Here is a 15,553-nt window from a genome sequence, read left to right as displayed (position 1 = left end):
CCGCAGCGTAACTTGAGAGCACCCAGTCCGCGAACCCACACCATCCACACGTATTCAGCACGTATCCGAGGGGTCCCGTTGACCGACCACCCTAGCCTTCAGCCCTACGCCGACGCCTGGGCCCACTCCATCGAGGCGATATCCGAGCTGGTCTCCCCGCTGGTCGAGGGCGAGTGGAACCACGCGACCGAGTGCCCCGGGTGGTCGGTCCGCGACATCGTCTCCCATGTCATCGGGTCGGAGTGCGAGATGCTGGGCGACCCCCGCCCCATCCACACGCTGCCGCGGGACCTGTTCCATGTGAAGGACGAGGTCAGCCGCCGCGTCGAGGTCCAGGTGGACGTGCGGCGCTGCCACACCGCGCCGGAGATGACCAGCGAGCTGGAGTACACGATCATCCGCCGCTCCCGCCAGCTCCGGAACGAGAAGCGCGACCCGTCGACGATGGTGATGACCCCGCTCGGCCGTGAGATGACGCTGGAGTGGGCGCTGCGGCTGCGGGCGTTCGACGTGTGGGTGCACGAGCAGGACCTGCGGCGGGCGCTGGGCAAGCCGGGCAACCTGGACTCCCCCGGCGCGTACGTCGCGCGGGACGTGCTGCTGCACGAGCTGCCCAAGGTGGTCGCCAAGGACGCCGGGGCACCGCCGAACTCGGCGGTCGTCCTCGATGTGAGCGGGCCGCTGGAGTTCATGCGGACCGTGCGCGTGGACGCCGAGGGCCGGGGCACGGTGGACGGCAGTGTCTCGCTGGGGCCGGCGGTCACGCTGGCGCTGGACTGGGAGACGTATCTGCGGCTGGCCTGCGGGCGGGTGCGGACCGCGGCGGTGCGCGAGAACCTCAAGGCCGAGGGCGACCGGGCCCTCGCGGACGCGATCCTCGCGCACTTCGCCGTCACACCCTGAGCCACGGGCGGCCCCGGGGCCGCAGCCCGTCTCACACCGGCACGTGCACCGCCTCGACGCGGCTGGCCACCACCCGCTCGCGCTCGCGGCGGTGCGCCCGGCCGCGCAGCCGGAGGATCTGGGCGGTGCCCAGCGCCTGGAGGACGAAGACGGAGGCGAACGCTGTCCGGTAGTCGTCGCCGGTCGCGTCCAGCAGGACGCCCACCGCCAGCAGGGTGGCCATGGACGCCGTGAAGCCGCCGATGTTGACGATGCCCGACGCCGTGCCCTGCCGCTCGGGCGGATTGGCGGGGCGGGCGAAGTCGAAGCCGATCATCGAGCCCGGACCGCAGGCGCCGAGCACCACGCACAGCAGGACCAGCGCCCACAGCGGCGCCCGCCCCGGCCAGCACAGCACCATCGCCCAGGCGGCTGCCGTGGCCAGCACCGTGCCGAGCGCGATCGGCGCCCGTGCGCTGTGGTGCCGGGCGATGACCTGGCCGTAGACCAGGCCGATGGCCATGTTGGAGAGCACCACCGCGGTCAGCAGGGTGCCGGCCTCGGCGCGGGTGCGGCCCTGCGCCTCGACGAGGAACGGCATCCCCCACAGCAGCAGGAAGACCATGCCGGGGAACTGGGTGGTGAAGTGCACCCACATGCCCAGCCGGGTGCCCGGCTCGCGCCACGCCTCGGCGAGCTGGCGTCGTACGTAGCCGGGCTCGCGCGCCGGTCCCGGCCCGGGGGCGGCGGCGGACGGGGCGGAGGGCGGGGAAGCGGGGGCACCCTCGGGCCGGTCCCTGAGGAAGAGCAGGACGAGCACCAGGACCAGCACGCCCAGCCCGGCGCTGCCCGCGAAGGTCGGCGCCCAGCCGAAGGCGGCCAGCAGACGTGCCAGGACCAGCGTGGTCAGCAGGTTGCCCGCCATCCCGAACAGCGCCGCCACCTGGGCGATCAGCGGACCGCGGCGGGGCGGGAACCAGTTGGAGCCCAGCCGCAGCACGCTGATGAACGTCATGGCGTCGCCGCAGCCCAGCAGCGCGCGGGCGGCCAGCGCCATGGCGTACGAGCCGGAGAGGGCGAAGGCGAACTGGCCGGTGGTGAACAGCACGATGCCCAGGGTCAGGACCTTCCTGGTGCCCCAGCGGTCCACCAGCAGGCCGACGGGTATCTGCATCCCGGCGTAGACCAGGAGCTGGAGGATGGAGAAGGTCGACAGGGCCGAGGCGTTGATGTGGAAGCGGTCGGCGGCGTCGATGCCCGCGACGCCCAGGCTGGTGCGGTAGGTGATGGCGGTGAAGTAGACGGCGACGCCCAGCCCCCACACGAAGGCGGCCCGCGGGCCGCCGTGCCGCGCTCCGGAAGCCGCTGTTCCGGGCAGGCTCCCGCCGCTCACCGGACCTCACCGCGCAGCAGGTGCCGTACGGAGCCGACGTGGCCGCGCACCGCCTCGGCGGCGGCCTCCGCGTCCCCCGTGCACAGCGCGCGCAGGATCTCGGTGTGCTCGGTGATGTTCTTGGCGATCCGGTCGGGGTGGGAGTGCATCACGGCGACGCCCATGCGCAGCTGGCGGTCGCGGAGCTGGTCGTACAGGCGCTCCAGGATCTGGTTGCCGGCCGCCCTGACCACGGTGGCGTGGAAGCAGCGGTCGGTGGCGGCCACCGCCGCCAGGTCGCCGGTCCCGGCCTGGCGGCGCTGCTGCTCCAGGAGTTCGCCGAGCCGGTCCAGCAGGTCGCGCGGCGCGGGGGTGACCTTGCGCACGGCGTGCTCCTCGACCAGCAGCCTGGTCTCGACGACATCGCCGATCTCCTGGACGCAGACGGGCAGGACGAGCGCGCCCTTCTTGGGGTAGAGCCTGATCAGGCCCTCGGCCTCCAGGCGCAGCAGCGCCTCCCGCACGGGAGTGCGGGAGACCCCGACCGCTCCGGCCAGCTCGCCCTCGGTGAGCAGGGCGCCGCCCTCGTAGCGGCGCTCCAGGACGGCCTGTTTGACGTGGGTGTAGACGCGTTCGGCGGCGGGTGGCGCCGGTGCCGGGTTCGGAGGCGGGACCGGGGAGGGCATGGACACACCATAGATACAACAGGTATGCGCGCCCGTCCGCGTCCGTCATACGGGACGGTGCCCCGCACGGGACGCGTCGGTCCGGGAGGCGCCGGCGGCGTACGCGCCGGTCCCGCGACGGGACTGCACCCGGCCTGCCGGCGAGGAGGCCCGCGCCCCGTCCGCCCGTGTCCCGGGACGCACCACCCGGACACCCACCGGGCCTCGGCCCACAAGCCCGCCCGGCTCGCCGCCGCCGGCGCCGGGCTCACAGTGCCCCGCACCCTGGTCACCGACAGCCTCGACCGGGCCCGTCGGTGGGCCGCCCGGCCCCACGGGCCGCCGGTAGGTGTGGCCGGGCGATCCGCGGGGACCTGCCGTCCGTCTCCGGCGCCGACGGCGGCATCCGGTAGAACGACGCACATGGACGACGAGACCTGGGAGACGATCGGCCGGCTCGTGAAGCGGCTGGACGACCACGGCACCGCCTCGCCGGAGACGGCCCGGCTGCTGCGCATCCTCAAGATCGGCGAGGAGGCCGGGGAGGTCGCCGAGGCCGTGCACGGTGCCATGGGCTCCAACCCCCGCAAGGGGCACGGCCACACCTGGGACGACGTGCGGAAGGAACTGTGCGACGTGGCCCTCACCGCGATGGTCGCGCTGCGCACCGTCACCCCGGACGCGCAGAAGGTCTTCCGCGAGAACCTGGAGCGCGTCGCCGCGCGGGACGCGCCCCGCTGGCCGGACCTCGCGGAGGAACGGAGGGCGGGGCGGCGGAAAGAACGGCGCCGCCGGCCGCCGGGACCGCGACAGGGTCCCGGCGGCCGGCGGCTGGGCGAGTACGGGCCGCCGTACGGCTCACAGGCGCCCGGCGACGTAGTCCACGCAGACCGTCAGCACCTCGGCATCCGCCGGACCGTCAGGCCCAGGTGATCAGGCGCTTGGGGTGTTCCAGGACGGCCGCGATGTCGGCCAGCACCTTGGAGCCCAGCTCGCCGTCGACCAGGCGGTGGTCGAAGGAGAGCCCCAGGGTGGTGACCTGGCGCGGCTTGACCTTGCCCTTGTGGACCCACGGCTGGAGCTTGACCGCGCCGAAGGCCAGGATCGCCGACTCCCCGGGGTTGAGGATCGGGGTGCCGGTGTCGACGCCGAAGACGCCGACGTTGGTGATCGTGGCCGTGCCGCCCTGCATGTCCGCCGGAGAGGTCTTCCCCTCCCTGGCGGTGGCGACCAGCTCGCCCAGCGCCCGCGCCAGCTCCGGCAGGGTCCTGGCCTGCGCGTCCTTGATGTTCGGCACGATCAGACCGCGCGGGGTGGCCGCGGCGATGCCCAGGTTCACGTAGTCCTTGTGGACGATCTCCTGGCTGGCCTCGTCCCAGGCGGCGTTGACCTCCGGGTTGCGGCGGATGGCGACCAGGAACGCCCTGGCCACCAGCAGCAGCGGGTTGACCCGCAGACCGGCCATGTCCGGGTCCTGCTTGAGCTCCTGCACCAGCTTCATCGTGCGGGTCACGTCGACGGTGATGAACTCCGTGACGTGCGGCGCGGTGAAGGCGCTGGAGGACACCGCCTGCGCGGTCGCCCTGCGCACACCCTTGATCGGCACCCGGCGCTCGCGCTCGCCGGTGCTCCACACCGCCGGGGCCGGGACCTCGGCCCGGGCCGGGGAGGGAGCCGGGGCCGCCTCGGGAGCGGTCCCGGTCACGGCGGCGGCCTCGTGCGAGGGCGCCGGGGCCGCGGCGGCGTGGACGTCCTCACGGGTGATGGTCCCGTTGGGACCGGTCGGCACGATCACGGCCAGGTCCACGCCCAGGTCCTTGGCGAGCTTACGCACCGGCGGCTTGGCCAGCGGCCGGCCGGCCGCCGGCTTCACGGACTCCTCGGTGGTGGGCGCCACGGCCGGAGGCGTGGTGGTGGCGTCCATCTCCGCCTGGACGGCGGCCTGCGCGTCCCGCACGTGGCCCTGCTGCTTGCGCGGACGCCGCTTGGTGGAGGCGGTGCCGACGCCGTAGCCCACCAGCACCGGCTGGCGCTTGGCGCCCTCCTCCTCTTCCGCCGCCTCCGGCTCGGCCGGGGCGGGCTCGGCCTCCCCGGCGGCCGGCGCTTCGGCGGGAGCGGCCGGTCCCGCCGACGGGTCGGTGTCCACCGTGATGATCGGGGTGCCCACGTCCACGGTGACGCCCTCTTCGAAGCGCAGCTCGTGCACCACGCCGTTGTACGGGATGGGCAGCTCGACGGCCGCCTTGGCCGTCTCCACCTCGCACACCACCTGGCCGTCGGTCACCGTGTCACCGGGCCCCACGTACCACTTGAGGATCTCGGCCTCGGTCAGGCCCTCGCCCACGTCCGGCATCCTGAACTCGCGGATGCGCTGGGCAGCGGCCCCGGCGGCAGCCGTATCAGTCATCGTCACGACTCTCCTCAGCCCCTACTCTCAGTACGCCAGCGCGCGGTCGACGGCATCGAGCACCCGGTCCAGGTTCGGCAGGTACTCGTCCTCCAGCCTGGCCGGCGGATACGGCGAGTGGAACCCGCCCACCCGCAGCACCGGCGCCTCCAGGTGGTAGAAGCACCGTTCGGTGATCCGGGCGGCGATCTCCGAGCCCGTTCCCAGGAAGACCGGCGCCTCGTGGACCACCACCAGGCGGCGGGTCCTCTCCACCGACGCCTGGATCGCGTCGAAGTCGACCGGGGACATCGACCGCAGGTCCAGCACCTCCAGCGACCTGCCCTCCTCCTCGGCCGCCGCGGCGGCCTCAAGGCAGGTCTTCACCATCGGCCCGTAGGCCGCCAGCGTCAGGTCGGTGCCCTCACGGGCGACGGCCGCCCTGTGCAGCGGACCGGGGATGGCCTCGGTGTCGACCTCGCCCTTGTCCCAGTAGCGGCGCTTGGGCTCGAAGAAGATCACCGGGTCGTCGGAGGCGATCGCCTGCTGCATCATCCAGTACGCGTCCGAGGCGTTGGACGGCGATACGCACTTCAGGCCCGCCACGTGCGCGAACAGCGCCTCGGGCGACTCACTGTGATGCTCCACCGCGCCGATGCCGCCGCCGTAGGGGATGCGGACGACGACCGGCAGCTTGACCTTGCCCAGCGCGCGGGCGTGCATCTTCGCGAGCTGGGTGACGATCTGGTCGTAGGCGGGGAAGACGAACCCGTCGAACTGGATCTCCACCACCGGCCGGTAGCCGCGCAGGGCCATCCCGATCGCGGTGCCGACGATGCCGGACTCGGCCAGCGGGGTGTCGATGACCCGCCCCTCGCCGAAGTCCTTCTGCAGGCCGTCGGTGATGCGGAAGACGCCGCCGAGCTTGCCGACGTCCTCACCCATGATCAGGACCTTGGGGTCGTTCTCCAGGGCCTTGCGCAGCGACTCGTTGAGCGCCTTGGCCATGGGCATCTTGGTGCTGGCCATGTCAGCGGCCCTCCTCGTCGGCGAAGGACGCCAGGTACTCGGCGAACTGGGCGCGCTCCTCGTCCACCAGCGCGTGCCCGTCGGCGTAGACGTTCTCGAAGATGGCCATGGTGTCCGGGTCCGGCATGGTCCGGATGGCCTCGCGCACCCGCAGCGCCAGCGCGTCGCTCTCCTGGTCGAGCCCGGCGAGCCAGTCGGTGTCGATCAGGCCCTCCTTCTCCAGGTAGGAGCGCAGCCGCAGGATCGGGTCCTTGGCCTCCCACTCCTCGCGCTCGGCGTCCTTGCGGTAGCGGGTGGGGTCGTCCGAGGTGGTGTGGGCGCCCATCCGGTAGGTGAACGCCTCGACCAGGGTCGGGCCCTCGCCGGCGCGGGCGCGCTCCAGGGCGGCCCGGGTCACGGCCAGCACCGCCAGCACGTCGTTGCCGTCCACCCGGACGCCGGGGAAGCCGAAGCCCGCGGCGCGCTGGTAGATCGGAACGCGCGACTGCTTCTCGGTGGGCTCGGAGATCGCCCACTGGTTGTTCTGGCAGAAGAAGACCACCGGCGCGTTGTAGACCGCGGAGAAGGTGAACGCCTCGGCCACGTCGCCCTGGCTGGAAGCGCCGTCGCCGAAGTAGGCGATCACCGCGCTGTCCGCGCCGTCCTTGGCCACACCCATCGCGTAGCCCGTGGCGTGCAGCGCCTGCGAGCCGATGACGATGGTGTAGAGGTGGAAGTTGTTGCTGTTGGGGTCCCATCCGCCGTTGTTGACGCCGCGGAACATGCCCAGCAGGTTGGTCGGGTCCACCCCGCGGCACCAGGCGACGCCGTGCTCGCGGTAGGTCGGGAAGACGTAGTCGTCGTCCCGCAGTGCCCGGCCCGAACCGATCTGCGCGGCCTCCTGGCCCAGCAGCGACGCCCACAGGCCCAGCTCGCCCTGGCGCTGCAGCGCGGTGGCCTCGGCGTCGAACCGGCGGGTGAGGACCATGTCGCGGTACAGACCGCGCAACTCGTCGGGGGTCAGGTCCAGCGAGTAGTCCGGGTGCTCGACCCGCTCGCCCTCCGGCGTCAGCAGTTGTACGAGCTCGGGGCGCGCGGCCGACTGCGAGCGCTTCCTCGCCCCGCTCGTCGTGGTGCGCTTTCCGCTGCTGCGGCGCGGCTTGCTGCGCGCGGCAGTGCTCTCCACGGTCACTTGTGCTCCTCCGTCTGTCCGGCCCCCGGGGTCGCCGGGAAGCCTGAGGGTTCCCCGCCGGTGGCAGGGAGAGGCTCGCCCGGATCCGTACGGCCCACGGGGTGGGTGCGGCGCGGACGGAACCGAGCGGTGACAGGTGTCCCGTTCGACGGCCCGCTGTCAGCACGTTACCCAGTACCTCCGCACATGTGCGAAGGGTCCCTGACCTGCAATTCTGCTTGGATTTCCAAGTAAATCGCAAAAGCCTGGAACGTCACTGGTCACAGCCTCGCAAGCGCCTGGGACAAACGCACGTTATCCCGGTACCGAAGTGACGGGAAGAGCTGTGGAGGAGTGACGCGGAGATGGTGCGTGATCGGTATGTGAGACGGACACGGAGGGTGAAGGGGCACACGGCCCCGCAGGAGCCGCGTACCGCGCATACGCCGCCTACGGGCAGAACTACAGGCAGAAGGCGTCGCGCACCGCCTCGTAACGGCCGGTCCACCACACCACCAGTGCGGAGGCCGCCGGGAACTGCGGATCGGTGCGGCGGTCGCGCAGCTGGTAGCGCCAGCGCAGCATCCAGAAGTCGTTGAGCCGCTCCCACCACACCCGGTGGACGGCCGCGGCCATCTCGTCCGCCCCGGCCCCGGTGGCGGCGCGGTAGGCGCGGGCGTAGGCCCGGATCTTGGCCAGGTCCAGGGTGCCGCCGGGCCGCAGGAAGAAGATGACGGCGGCCCGTACGGCCTCCTCGGCGCGCGGCTGGACGGCGAGCCGGTCCCAGTCCACGATCGCGACGGGCTCCCAGGGGGCCCGGTCCCGGTAGAGCAGGTTGAGGGGGTGGAAGTCGCCGTGCACCCATCCGGCGACCGGCTCGGCCCCCGCGGGCGGGCGGCGGTGGGCATGGCGCTCCAGCAGGGCACGGCGCTCGCGCAGCCGGTGGTCGGCCAGTTCGTCGAAGCAGTCGCGCCGGGCCCGGTCGCGCACCCGGGCCAGCAGCTCGTCGATGAGGCCGAAGGTCACCTCCGGATCGGCGCTGGGCCCGGCCGCGCACTCGGCGTCGGGCACGGGCGCGACCTGGCCCAGCCGTACGTGCACCAGGCCCAGCAGCGCGCCCAGGCGGCGCGACTGGCCGCGCGAGAGCTCGCCGCCGTCGCGGTGGTGGCCGTCCACCCACGGGTGGAGGGCGTAGCAGCGGTCCTCCACCACCGCGACGGTCCGCCCGGAGACGTCCTCGACCGCCGGCACGACCGGGATCCCGAGGTCGCCGAGGCGGACGGTGACGCGGTGCTGGTGCTCGATGCGTGCCGGGTCGCGTGGATCGCCGTCGAGGTGGTGCTTTAGGAAGAACCGGCCCCGCGTGGTGGACAGCCGGTAGCCGCGGTTCAGCAGCCCCTGGGCCACCGGCTCGCAGGAGACCGGCTCCCCGGCGCCGAAGCGCCGCACCAGCGTGGCGAGGGTGAAACGGGAGAGGTGGGGAGACTGCACGCCGGGGATCGTAGATCACCGAGAGCTACCGTCCGGACGCGTTGTGCGCCGGGTGCGCGGAGGTGGTATGGGGGCGGCGCGAGCCGCCGGGGCTGCCGGCCGGATCAGTTGCCGATCGTGCCCGAGGACCCCGTGGCGGGGCCGCCGGCCGCGGCCGAGTCGCCGCCGGTGCCGCCCGGGGCGCCCCCGGCGCCCTCGGTCGTGCCGGTGGTGGTGCCGGTGTCCGTACCGCCTTCGGTCGCGCCTTCGCTCGTGCCGCCCTCGGTGGTACCGCCGGTCTCCGTGCCGCCGGTCTCCGTGCCGCCGTCGGTGGTGCCCTCGTCGGTGCCGCCGTCGGTGGCGCCCTCGTCGGTGCCGCCGTCGGGCTCGCTGGGCTCACCGCTGGGCGAGGGCTCCGGGCTGGGCTCCCCGCCCCCGGTCCAGCCGGTGCTCCCGCCGCCGTTCTGCCAGCCGCCCGTGCCGCCGGGCTCGGTGTCGTCGCCCTGGCCGGGCTCCTGGGTCTCCTCCTCGTCGGGCGAGGGCTCCGACGAGCTCTCGTCCTGGGATGGCGTGGAGGTGGTCTTCTCCGGCGCCTTCTGATCGCTGCCGCCTCCGTTGCCGTTGACGGCCAGGAAGACGCCCGCGGCGATGGCGAGGACGGAGAAGAAGGCGATCAGCCCGTACTTCAGGCCGCTGCCGCCCCGGCGTCCGTCGCCGTAGCCGCCGCCCGTGTCGTATCCGCCGCCGTCGTACGGGCCGCCGCCGGGGGCGCCCATCAGCAGCGGCGGGCCGACCCGGGTCGCGGCGTCGTCGGGGTAGCCGCCCGCGGGGGTGGCGGCGGGGGTGTCGCCGCCCCGGTAGGCGCCCGGGGTGCCCATGGCGGGCGTGGCGCCGGTGGAGACCACCGCGCCGGTGTTCCACAGGCCGCCGGTGTGGCCGCCCTGCTCCTGGAGCATGCGCAGCGCGTACTGCACCAGGCCGCGCATCTCCTCGGCGGTCTGGAAACGGTCGTCCGGGTCCTTGGCCAGCGCCCGCATCACCAGGCCGTCCAGCTCCGGCGGCACCGAGTCGTTCACCCGCGAGGGTTGCACCGGCTCGTCCTGGACGTGCTGGTAGACCACCGACAGCGGGGTCTCGCCGGTGAACGGCGGACGCAGCGCGAGCAGCTCGTAGAGCATGCAGCCCGTGGCGTACAGGTCGGAGCGGGCGTCCACCGTCTTGCCGAGCGCCTGTTCGGGGGAGAGGTACTGCGGAGTGCCCATGACCATGCCCGTCTGGGTCATGGTGGTGGACGCGCCGTGCAGGGCGCGGGCGATGCCGAAGTCCATCACCTTCACCGCGCCGTTGTCGGTGATGATGACGTTGGCGGGCTTGATGTCGCGGTGCACGATGCCGTGCTGGTGGCTGTAGGCGAGCGCCTCCAGCACCCCGGAGATGATGATCAGCGCCTGCTCGGGCGGCGGTGCGTCGGCGTTGAGGAGGAGGTCGCGGATGGTGCTGCCCTGGACCAGCTCCATGACGATGTACGGCACGGTGTTGCCGCCGACCACGTCCTCGCCGGAGTCGTAGACGGCCACCACCGCGTGGTGGTTGAGGCCGGCGACGGACTGCGCCTCGCGCGTGAAGCGGGCCTTGGAGATCGGGTCCTCGGCGAGGTCCGCGCGCAGCAGCTTGACGGCGACGGTGCGGCCCAGGCGTACGTCCTCGGCTGCGAACACCTCCGCCATGCCGCCGCGGCCGAGCCGGCGCGTGAGGCGGTAGCGCCCGTCGCCCACCACACCGCCGCTACCCCACGACTCGGGCGAATCGGACACCCCACCAGCAGTCTCGTCGGGCTCCGAAGGCCCTCCGGCGGCTTGTGTCTGTGCCATCAGTCCTCGCCGTAGATCAGGTCCGCGAGCGCGGATCCGTACGCTCTGCTCCTCGTGCACGCTAACAGGGTCCGGGAGCCGTGCCCCTCGGCGAAGACGAAGAGAGCGGCGTGGGACGTGGTACCGAGAGCGCTGGGGGGCAGCAACGGACCATCCAACCCGCTCGGGCGTCCAACTGGCAAGTTACGATGTCGGGCGCCCCCGCGAACACGTGTGAGGCGTATGCGCGCATCGGGTCACGGAACGGGCAAGCGCCTTGACGTGTCCGGCCGCTGGGGCAGACTTGGCCTGGAAGTTCACGGGTGGAGTCCAGGGTTGGACCGGTGCCCCGCCCGGCGTTTTCGAAGCCCGGCCGGCAGCACCACGGGCACCGGCAGAGCAACCGTACACGCGCAGGCCCGAGACGGCAGTCCTGCGGCGCCGAGGGGGAAGCAGTCAGATGAGCGACGACGGCGCGCAGGCCGCGTACAGGGGGCGTACGGTCGGCGGCGGGCGCTACCAGCTACGCGATCTGCTGGGCCAGGGCGGCATGGCATCGGTGCACCTGGCCTACGACACGGTGCTCGACCGGCAGGTGGCGGTCAAGACCCTCCACACCGAGCTGGGCCGCGAGCAGTCCTTCCGGGAGCGCTTCCGCCGCGAGGCGCAGGCGGTCGCCAAGCTGGCGCACACCAACATCGTCTCGGTCTTCGACTCCGGTGAGGACGGGATCGACGGCGCGACGGTGCCCTACATCGTCATGGAGTACGTCGAGGGCAAGCCGCTGCGCACCGTCCTCGACGAGGACGTGGCCCGGCTCGGGGCGATGCCGGGCGACAAGGCGCTGACGATCGTCTCCGAGGTGCTCGCCGCGCTGGAGGCCAGCCACGAGATGGGCCTGGTGCACCGGGACATCAAGCCGGGCAACGTCATGCTGAACAAGCGCGGCACGGTCAAGGTGATGGACTTCGGCATCGCCCGCGCCATGCAGTCCGGGGTCACCTCGATGACGCAGACGGGCATGGTCGTCGGCACCCCGCAGTACCTCTCCCCCGAGCAGGCACTGGGGCGCGGCGTGGACGCCCGCTCCGACCTGTACTCGGTGGGCATCATGCTCTTCGAGCTGCTCACCGGACGCCTTCCCTTCGACGCGGACTCGCCGCTGGCCATCGCCTACGCGCACGTCCAGGAGGAGCCGCCCGTACCGTCGTCGATCAACCGGTCGCTGCCTCCGGCCGTGGACGCGCTGATCGCGCGGGCGCTGCGGAAGAACCCCGACGAGCGGTTCCCGACCGCCGAGTCGATGCGCCGGGAGTGCGAGCGCGTCCGCAACTCGGTGGTCGCCTCGAACACCACCCCGCTGATCGCCGGCGGCGCCCCCGGCCCCAACAGCGGCGCGGCCGTCTCCCAGTCGGTCTTCCCGCCGGTGGACGCCCGGAACACCCCGCCGCCGCCGGGCGTGCAGCAGCCGTACCGGCCGCACTACGCGCCGGCGGCCGGCTTCGGGGCAGCGGGGGCGGTCCCGCAGGGGTACTCCACACCGGCGCCGGGCCCGTACGGCCCCCGGGGCGGCGCGCCGACCCCGCCGCCGTACACCGTCTCGCCCCAGCCCCAGCCCCAGCCCTCGGGCGGCGGGAGGAACACCGGGGTGATAGTCGGATCGGCGGTCGCGGCGATCATCGTCGCCGCCGCCGTGATCATCGCGGTGACGCTCAACGGCGGCGGCGGGGAGGACCCGCGGGCGGGCGAGTCCCCGGGGCCCGTCCGGACGGCGGAGCAGCCCGCGGGCACCGGCGGGGGCGACTCCGGCGGCGGCACGGGCGGCCAGGAGACCGACGGCGACGGGGTCGGCACGGACACCGACGACGGCGGTGACGACGGCGACGACGACAGCGGCTTCAAGGACGAGGACACCTCGAAGACCATCGACCCGGCCAAGTGCACGGAGGCGTCGGAGAGCCTCTTCGACAAGGGCAAGACGAACATGCCCGACCTGACGTTCAAGCACCTGGACTCGGTGAAGGAGTGCGTCCGCGAGGCGGGCTGGATCCTGGAGGACGTCGAGTACGAGGACGAGAACCTGTACGGGAAGAACACCGTCCTCAAGCAGTCCCCGAGCGCCTACGAGGGCTTCGACCCCAAGAAGGACAAGATCACGCTGACCGTCTCCACCGGCAACCCGGCGGGCTGACCGCGGCGGACGTGAACGAGGGGCCGGCACGCGGATCGCGTGCCGGCCCCTCGCGCGTACGGGGTCCTGGCTGCTCGGAGGTGACGGCTCGGAGGCTGCTGCTCAGAGGTAGGGGCCGCCGGAGCGGATCTGGCCGCCGCGCCCGTCGCCCTCCTCGTCGGGCAGCGCGCCCGGCGGAAGCGCGCGGCGCATCTGCTCCAGCTGGGCGCGGGCCGCCATCTGCTGGGCGAAGAGCGCCGTCTGGATGCCGTGGAACAGCCCCTCCAGCCAGCCCACGAGCTGGGCCTGGGCGATCCGCAGCTCGGCGTCGGTGGGCACCGCGTCGTCGGTGAACGGCAGCGAGATCCGCTCCAGCTCCTCGATCAGCTCGGGCGCCAGGCCGTCCTCCAGCTCCTTGACCGAGCTGGCGTGGATCTCCTTGAGCCGGGCACGGCTGGCCTCGTCCAGGGGGGCCGACTTGACCTCCTCCAGGAGCTGCTTGATCATGCTGCCGATCCGCATGACCTTCGCGGGCTGCTCGACCATCTCCGTCACGGGGATCTCGCGCCGCTCGTCGTCGGAGCCGCCGTCCCCGCCCCTGGGAGCGGCGGTGCTGCCGAGGGCCATTCCGTCCGGCCCCACGACCAGGACGTGCTGGCTCTCCTGCGAGCGTTCGTTCATCGGCTGAGTCATACCCCCATTCTGCAACGTCCGTCCGTACGGCCGGAGGGCGATCCCCCGGGGCGGTGCCGGAGGTGCGCCCGCCTCGGCGCCGCGGCCTCGGCACCGCCCGTCTCAGCGCCGCAGCCGCAGGGCGAACGAGGCCAGGCCCAGGCCGAGGAAGGTCAGCCCCGCGCCGAGCGGCAGCACCGGGAGGAGCTGGCCGCCGGTGGCGGGCGTCGCACGGTTCCGGGCGGGCTCCTCGCCGCTTCGGCCGTCGTCGTACACGTAGTCGTCGTAGTGGTCGCCGACGCCGGTCCGCCGGTCGACGACCTGCTCGGCCCGGCCCTGCGGGGTCTGCCGCGGCGTGCCCGGCGGCTCGGCGGAGGCGGTGGGGCCGCCGTCCCCGCCGGGCGCCGTACCGGACGGTTCGCCGGAGGGTTCGCCGGAGGTGGGTTCCGGCGTGGATGTGGGCGTGGACGACGGGTCCGGGCCGGGTGAGGAGCCACTCGGCCACGGCGGCAGGGTGAACCGCGGGGGACGCTCCGTATCCTCCGGGTAGTCCGGTTCCCGCGGTTCGTCCGGATCCCCGCTCTCCTCCGGGTCGTCCGGGGAGGCGGTGGGGGAGGACGAGGATTCGCCCGGGCCCTCCGCTCTGGGCTCCATCCCGTCCCGCGCGCCACCGGGAACGGCCGTCACGGCCGCGTACTGCTGGGAGGCCAGGGCGACGGGTGCCGGGACGAGCACCATCGCGCAGGCCAGCAGGGTGATCGCGGCTTCCCTCACCGCTACGCCCCCTCCCGTACCAGGCATCGAATGGTGTAACAAGCGTCACACGAACGCGCGGCCCCGGCATCTCGGTCCGGTGTCTCGGTCCGGTGTCTCGGTCCGGTGTCTCGGTCCGGCGCCCCGGTCCGGCGCCTCAGACGGTGAGAACGACCTTGCCCACGTGATCGCTCTCCTCGAGTACCCGGTGAGCCCGGGAGGCATTACTCATCGGCACCGTGCGATCCACGACGGGGCGGACCCGCCCGGCTGCGATCAGCGGCCAGACGTGCTCGCGCACCGCCGCGACGATCTCCGCCTTCTCCTCCAGCGGGCGGCCGCGCAGCGAGGTGGCCGAGACCGTACCGCACTTGGCGAGCAGCGCACCCAGGTTCAGCTCTCCCCTGACGCCGCCCTGCAGGCCGATGACGACGATCCGGCCGCCGCGGGCGAGCGCCCTGACGTTCCGCTCCAGGTACTTGGCGCCGATGATGTCGAGGATCACGTCCGCGCCGCGTCCGCCGGTGGCCGCCCGGACCTCTTCGGCGAAGTCCTGCTCGCGGTAGTCGATCAGGACGTCCGCGCCCAGCTCCGCGCAGCGCTCCAGCTTCTTCCGGCCGCCCGCCGTGACCGCCACCCGCGCGCCGACGGCCTTGGCGAGCTGGATCGCCATGGTGCCGATGCCGCTGGCCCCGCCGTGGACCAGCAGGGTCTCGCCCGGGCGCAGCTTCGCCTGCATGAAGACGTTCGACCAGACCGTGCACACGACCTCGGGGAGGGCGGCGGCGGCGACCGGGTCGAGCCGGCCGCCGGGGGTGTCGGGCAGCGGCAGGAGCTGGCCGTGCGGCACGGCGACCTTCTCCGCGTAACCGCCGCCGGCGAGCAGCGCGCACACCTCGTCGCCGGCCTTCCAGCCGCCCACGCCCGGCCCCAGCTCGGCGATCCGGCCGGCGCACTCCAGCCCGGGGTGGGGCGAGGCGCCCGGAGGCGGGTCGTAGAAGCCCTGCCGCTGGAGGATGTCGGCGCGGTTGACGGCGCCGGCCACCACCTCGACCAGGACCTCGCCGTCGCCGGGCACGGGGTCGTCCACCTCCGTCCAGGCGAGGACGCCGGGGCCGCCGGGTTCGGTGATGGTGATCGCGTGCATGGGGTGA

Annotated in this window: 13 protein-coding genes; 3 read left to right on the top strand and 10 right to left on the bottom strand. The window is 73.2% G+C overall.

Annotated elements, in window-relative coordinates; genetic code table 11:
• Positions 1-78: 78 nt before the first annotated feature.
• Complete coding sequence (locus ACGRHY_RS13560) at positions 79-903, top strand: maleylpyruvate isomerase family mycothiol-dependent enzyme (protein ID WP_394635600.1); 825 nt, start codon at positions 79-81, stop codon at positions 901-903.
• A gap of 31 nt (positions 904-934) precedes the next feature.
• On the opposite strand, the gene ACGRHY_RS13555 is transcribed toward ACGRHY_RS13560, so the two are convergent.
• Together ACGRHY_RS13555 and ACGRHY_RS13550 are read right to left on the bottom strand one after the other, a co-directional pair.
• On the bottom strand, positions 935-2,275 hold the full coding sequence (locus ACGRHY_RS13555) for an MFS transporter (RefSeq protein ID WP_394635599.1): 1,341 nt from the start codon (positions 2,273-2,275) through the stop codon (positions 935-937).
• Positions 2,272-2,940, bottom strand: a complete 669-nt coding sequence (locus ACGRHY_RS13550; RefSeq protein WP_394635598.1) for a GntR family transcriptional regulator — start codon at positions 2,938-2,940, stop codon at positions 2,272-2,274. Before ACGRHY_RS13550 ends, ACGRHY_RS13555 begins: the two co-directional genes overlap by 4 nt.
• A gap of 402 nt (positions 2,941-3,342) precedes the next feature.
• Between ACGRHY_RS13550 and ACGRHY_RS13545 the strand changes: the two genes are divergently transcribed.
• Positions 3,343-3,852, top strand: coding sequence for a MazG-like family protein (locus ACGRHY_RS13545; RefSeq protein WP_394635597.1), 510 nt, complete (start codon positions 3,343-3,345; stop codon positions 3,850-3,852).
• Here ACGRHY_RS13545 and ACGRHY_RS13540 read toward each other — a convergent pair.
• From ACGRHY_RS13540 to ACGRHY_RS13520, 5 genes are all read right to left on the bottom strand, one after another.
• On the bottom strand, positions 3,839-5,326 hold the full coding sequence (locus ACGRHY_RS13540) for a dihydrolipoamide acetyltransferase family protein (protein ID WP_394635596.1): 1,488 nt from the start codon (positions 5,324-5,326) through the stop codon (positions 3,839-3,841). The two genes, ACGRHY_RS13545 and ACGRHY_RS13540, sit on opposite strands and share 14 nt — an antisense overlap.
• A 27-nt stretch (positions 5,327-5,353) precedes the next feature.
• Entirely contained in the window at positions 5,354-6,334 is a 981-nt protein-coding gene (locus tag ACGRHY_RS13535; protein ID WP_394635595.1) for an alpha-ketoacid dehydrogenase subunit beta, read from the bottom strand.
• A gap of 1 nt (position 6,335) precedes the next feature.
• Positions 6,336-7,505 (bottom strand): pyruvate dehydrogenase (acetyl-transferring) E1 component subunit alpha, encoded by a 1,170-nt coding sequence (gene pdhA, locus ACGRHY_RS13530; protein WP_394635594.1) that lies wholly within the window; start codon positions 7,503-7,505, stop codon positions 6,336-6,338.
• A gap of 441 nt (positions 7,506-7,946) precedes the next feature.
• On the bottom strand, positions 7,947-8,975 hold the full coding sequence (locus ACGRHY_RS13525) for a phosphotransferase (protein WP_394635593.1): 1,029 nt from the start codon (positions 8,973-8,975) through the stop codon (positions 7,947-7,949).
• A 104-nt stretch (positions 8,976-9,079) separates the two neighbouring features.
• Complete coding sequence (locus ACGRHY_RS13520) at positions 9,080-10,825, bottom strand: protein kinase domain-containing protein (RefSeq protein WP_394635592.1); 1,746 nt, start codon at positions 10,823-10,825, stop codon at positions 9,080-9,082.
• A gap of 439 nt (positions 10,826-11,264) precedes the next feature.
• Between ACGRHY_RS13520 and ACGRHY_RS13515 the strand changes: the two genes are divergently transcribed.
• Positions 11,265-12,995, top strand: coding sequence for a protein kinase domain-containing protein (locus ACGRHY_RS13515; protein ID WP_394635591.1), 1,731 nt, complete (start codon positions 11,265-11,267; stop codon positions 12,993-12,995).
• A gap of 102 nt (positions 12,996-13,097) precedes the next feature.
• Here ACGRHY_RS13515 and ACGRHY_RS13510 read toward each other — a convergent pair whose 3' ends face one another.
• The 3 genes from ACGRHY_RS13510 to ACGRHY_RS13500 form a co-directional block, all read right to left on the bottom strand.
• On the bottom strand, positions 13,098-13,667 hold the full coding sequence (locus ACGRHY_RS13510; protein WP_394635590.1) for a bacterial proteasome activator family protein: 570 nt from the start codon (positions 13,665-13,667) through the stop codon (positions 13,098-13,100).
• A gap of 102 nt (positions 13,668-13,769) precedes the next feature.
• Positions 13,770-14,420, bottom strand: coding sequence for a hypothetical protein (locus ACGRHY_RS13505; protein ID WP_394635589.1), 651 nt, complete (start codon positions 14,418-14,420; stop codon positions 13,770-13,772).
• Positions 14,421-14,556: 136 nt separating this feature from the next.
• A complete protein-coding gene (locus tag ACGRHY_RS13500) occupies positions 14,557-15,546 on the bottom strand; it encodes an NAD(P)H-quinone oxidoreductase (RefSeq protein WP_394635588.1) in 990 nt (329 codons plus the stop codon).
• Positions 15,547-15,553 lie beyond the last annotated feature (7 nt).

The organism is Streptomyces shinuiensis (assembly GCF_043660855.1).
Classification (GTDB): Bacteria; Actinomycetota; Actinomycetes; order Streptomycetales; family Streptomycetaceae; genus Streptomyces.
The sequence above is the reverse complement of the archived record's forward strand: the minus strand, read 5'-3'. Positions and strand labels throughout refer to the sequence as shown.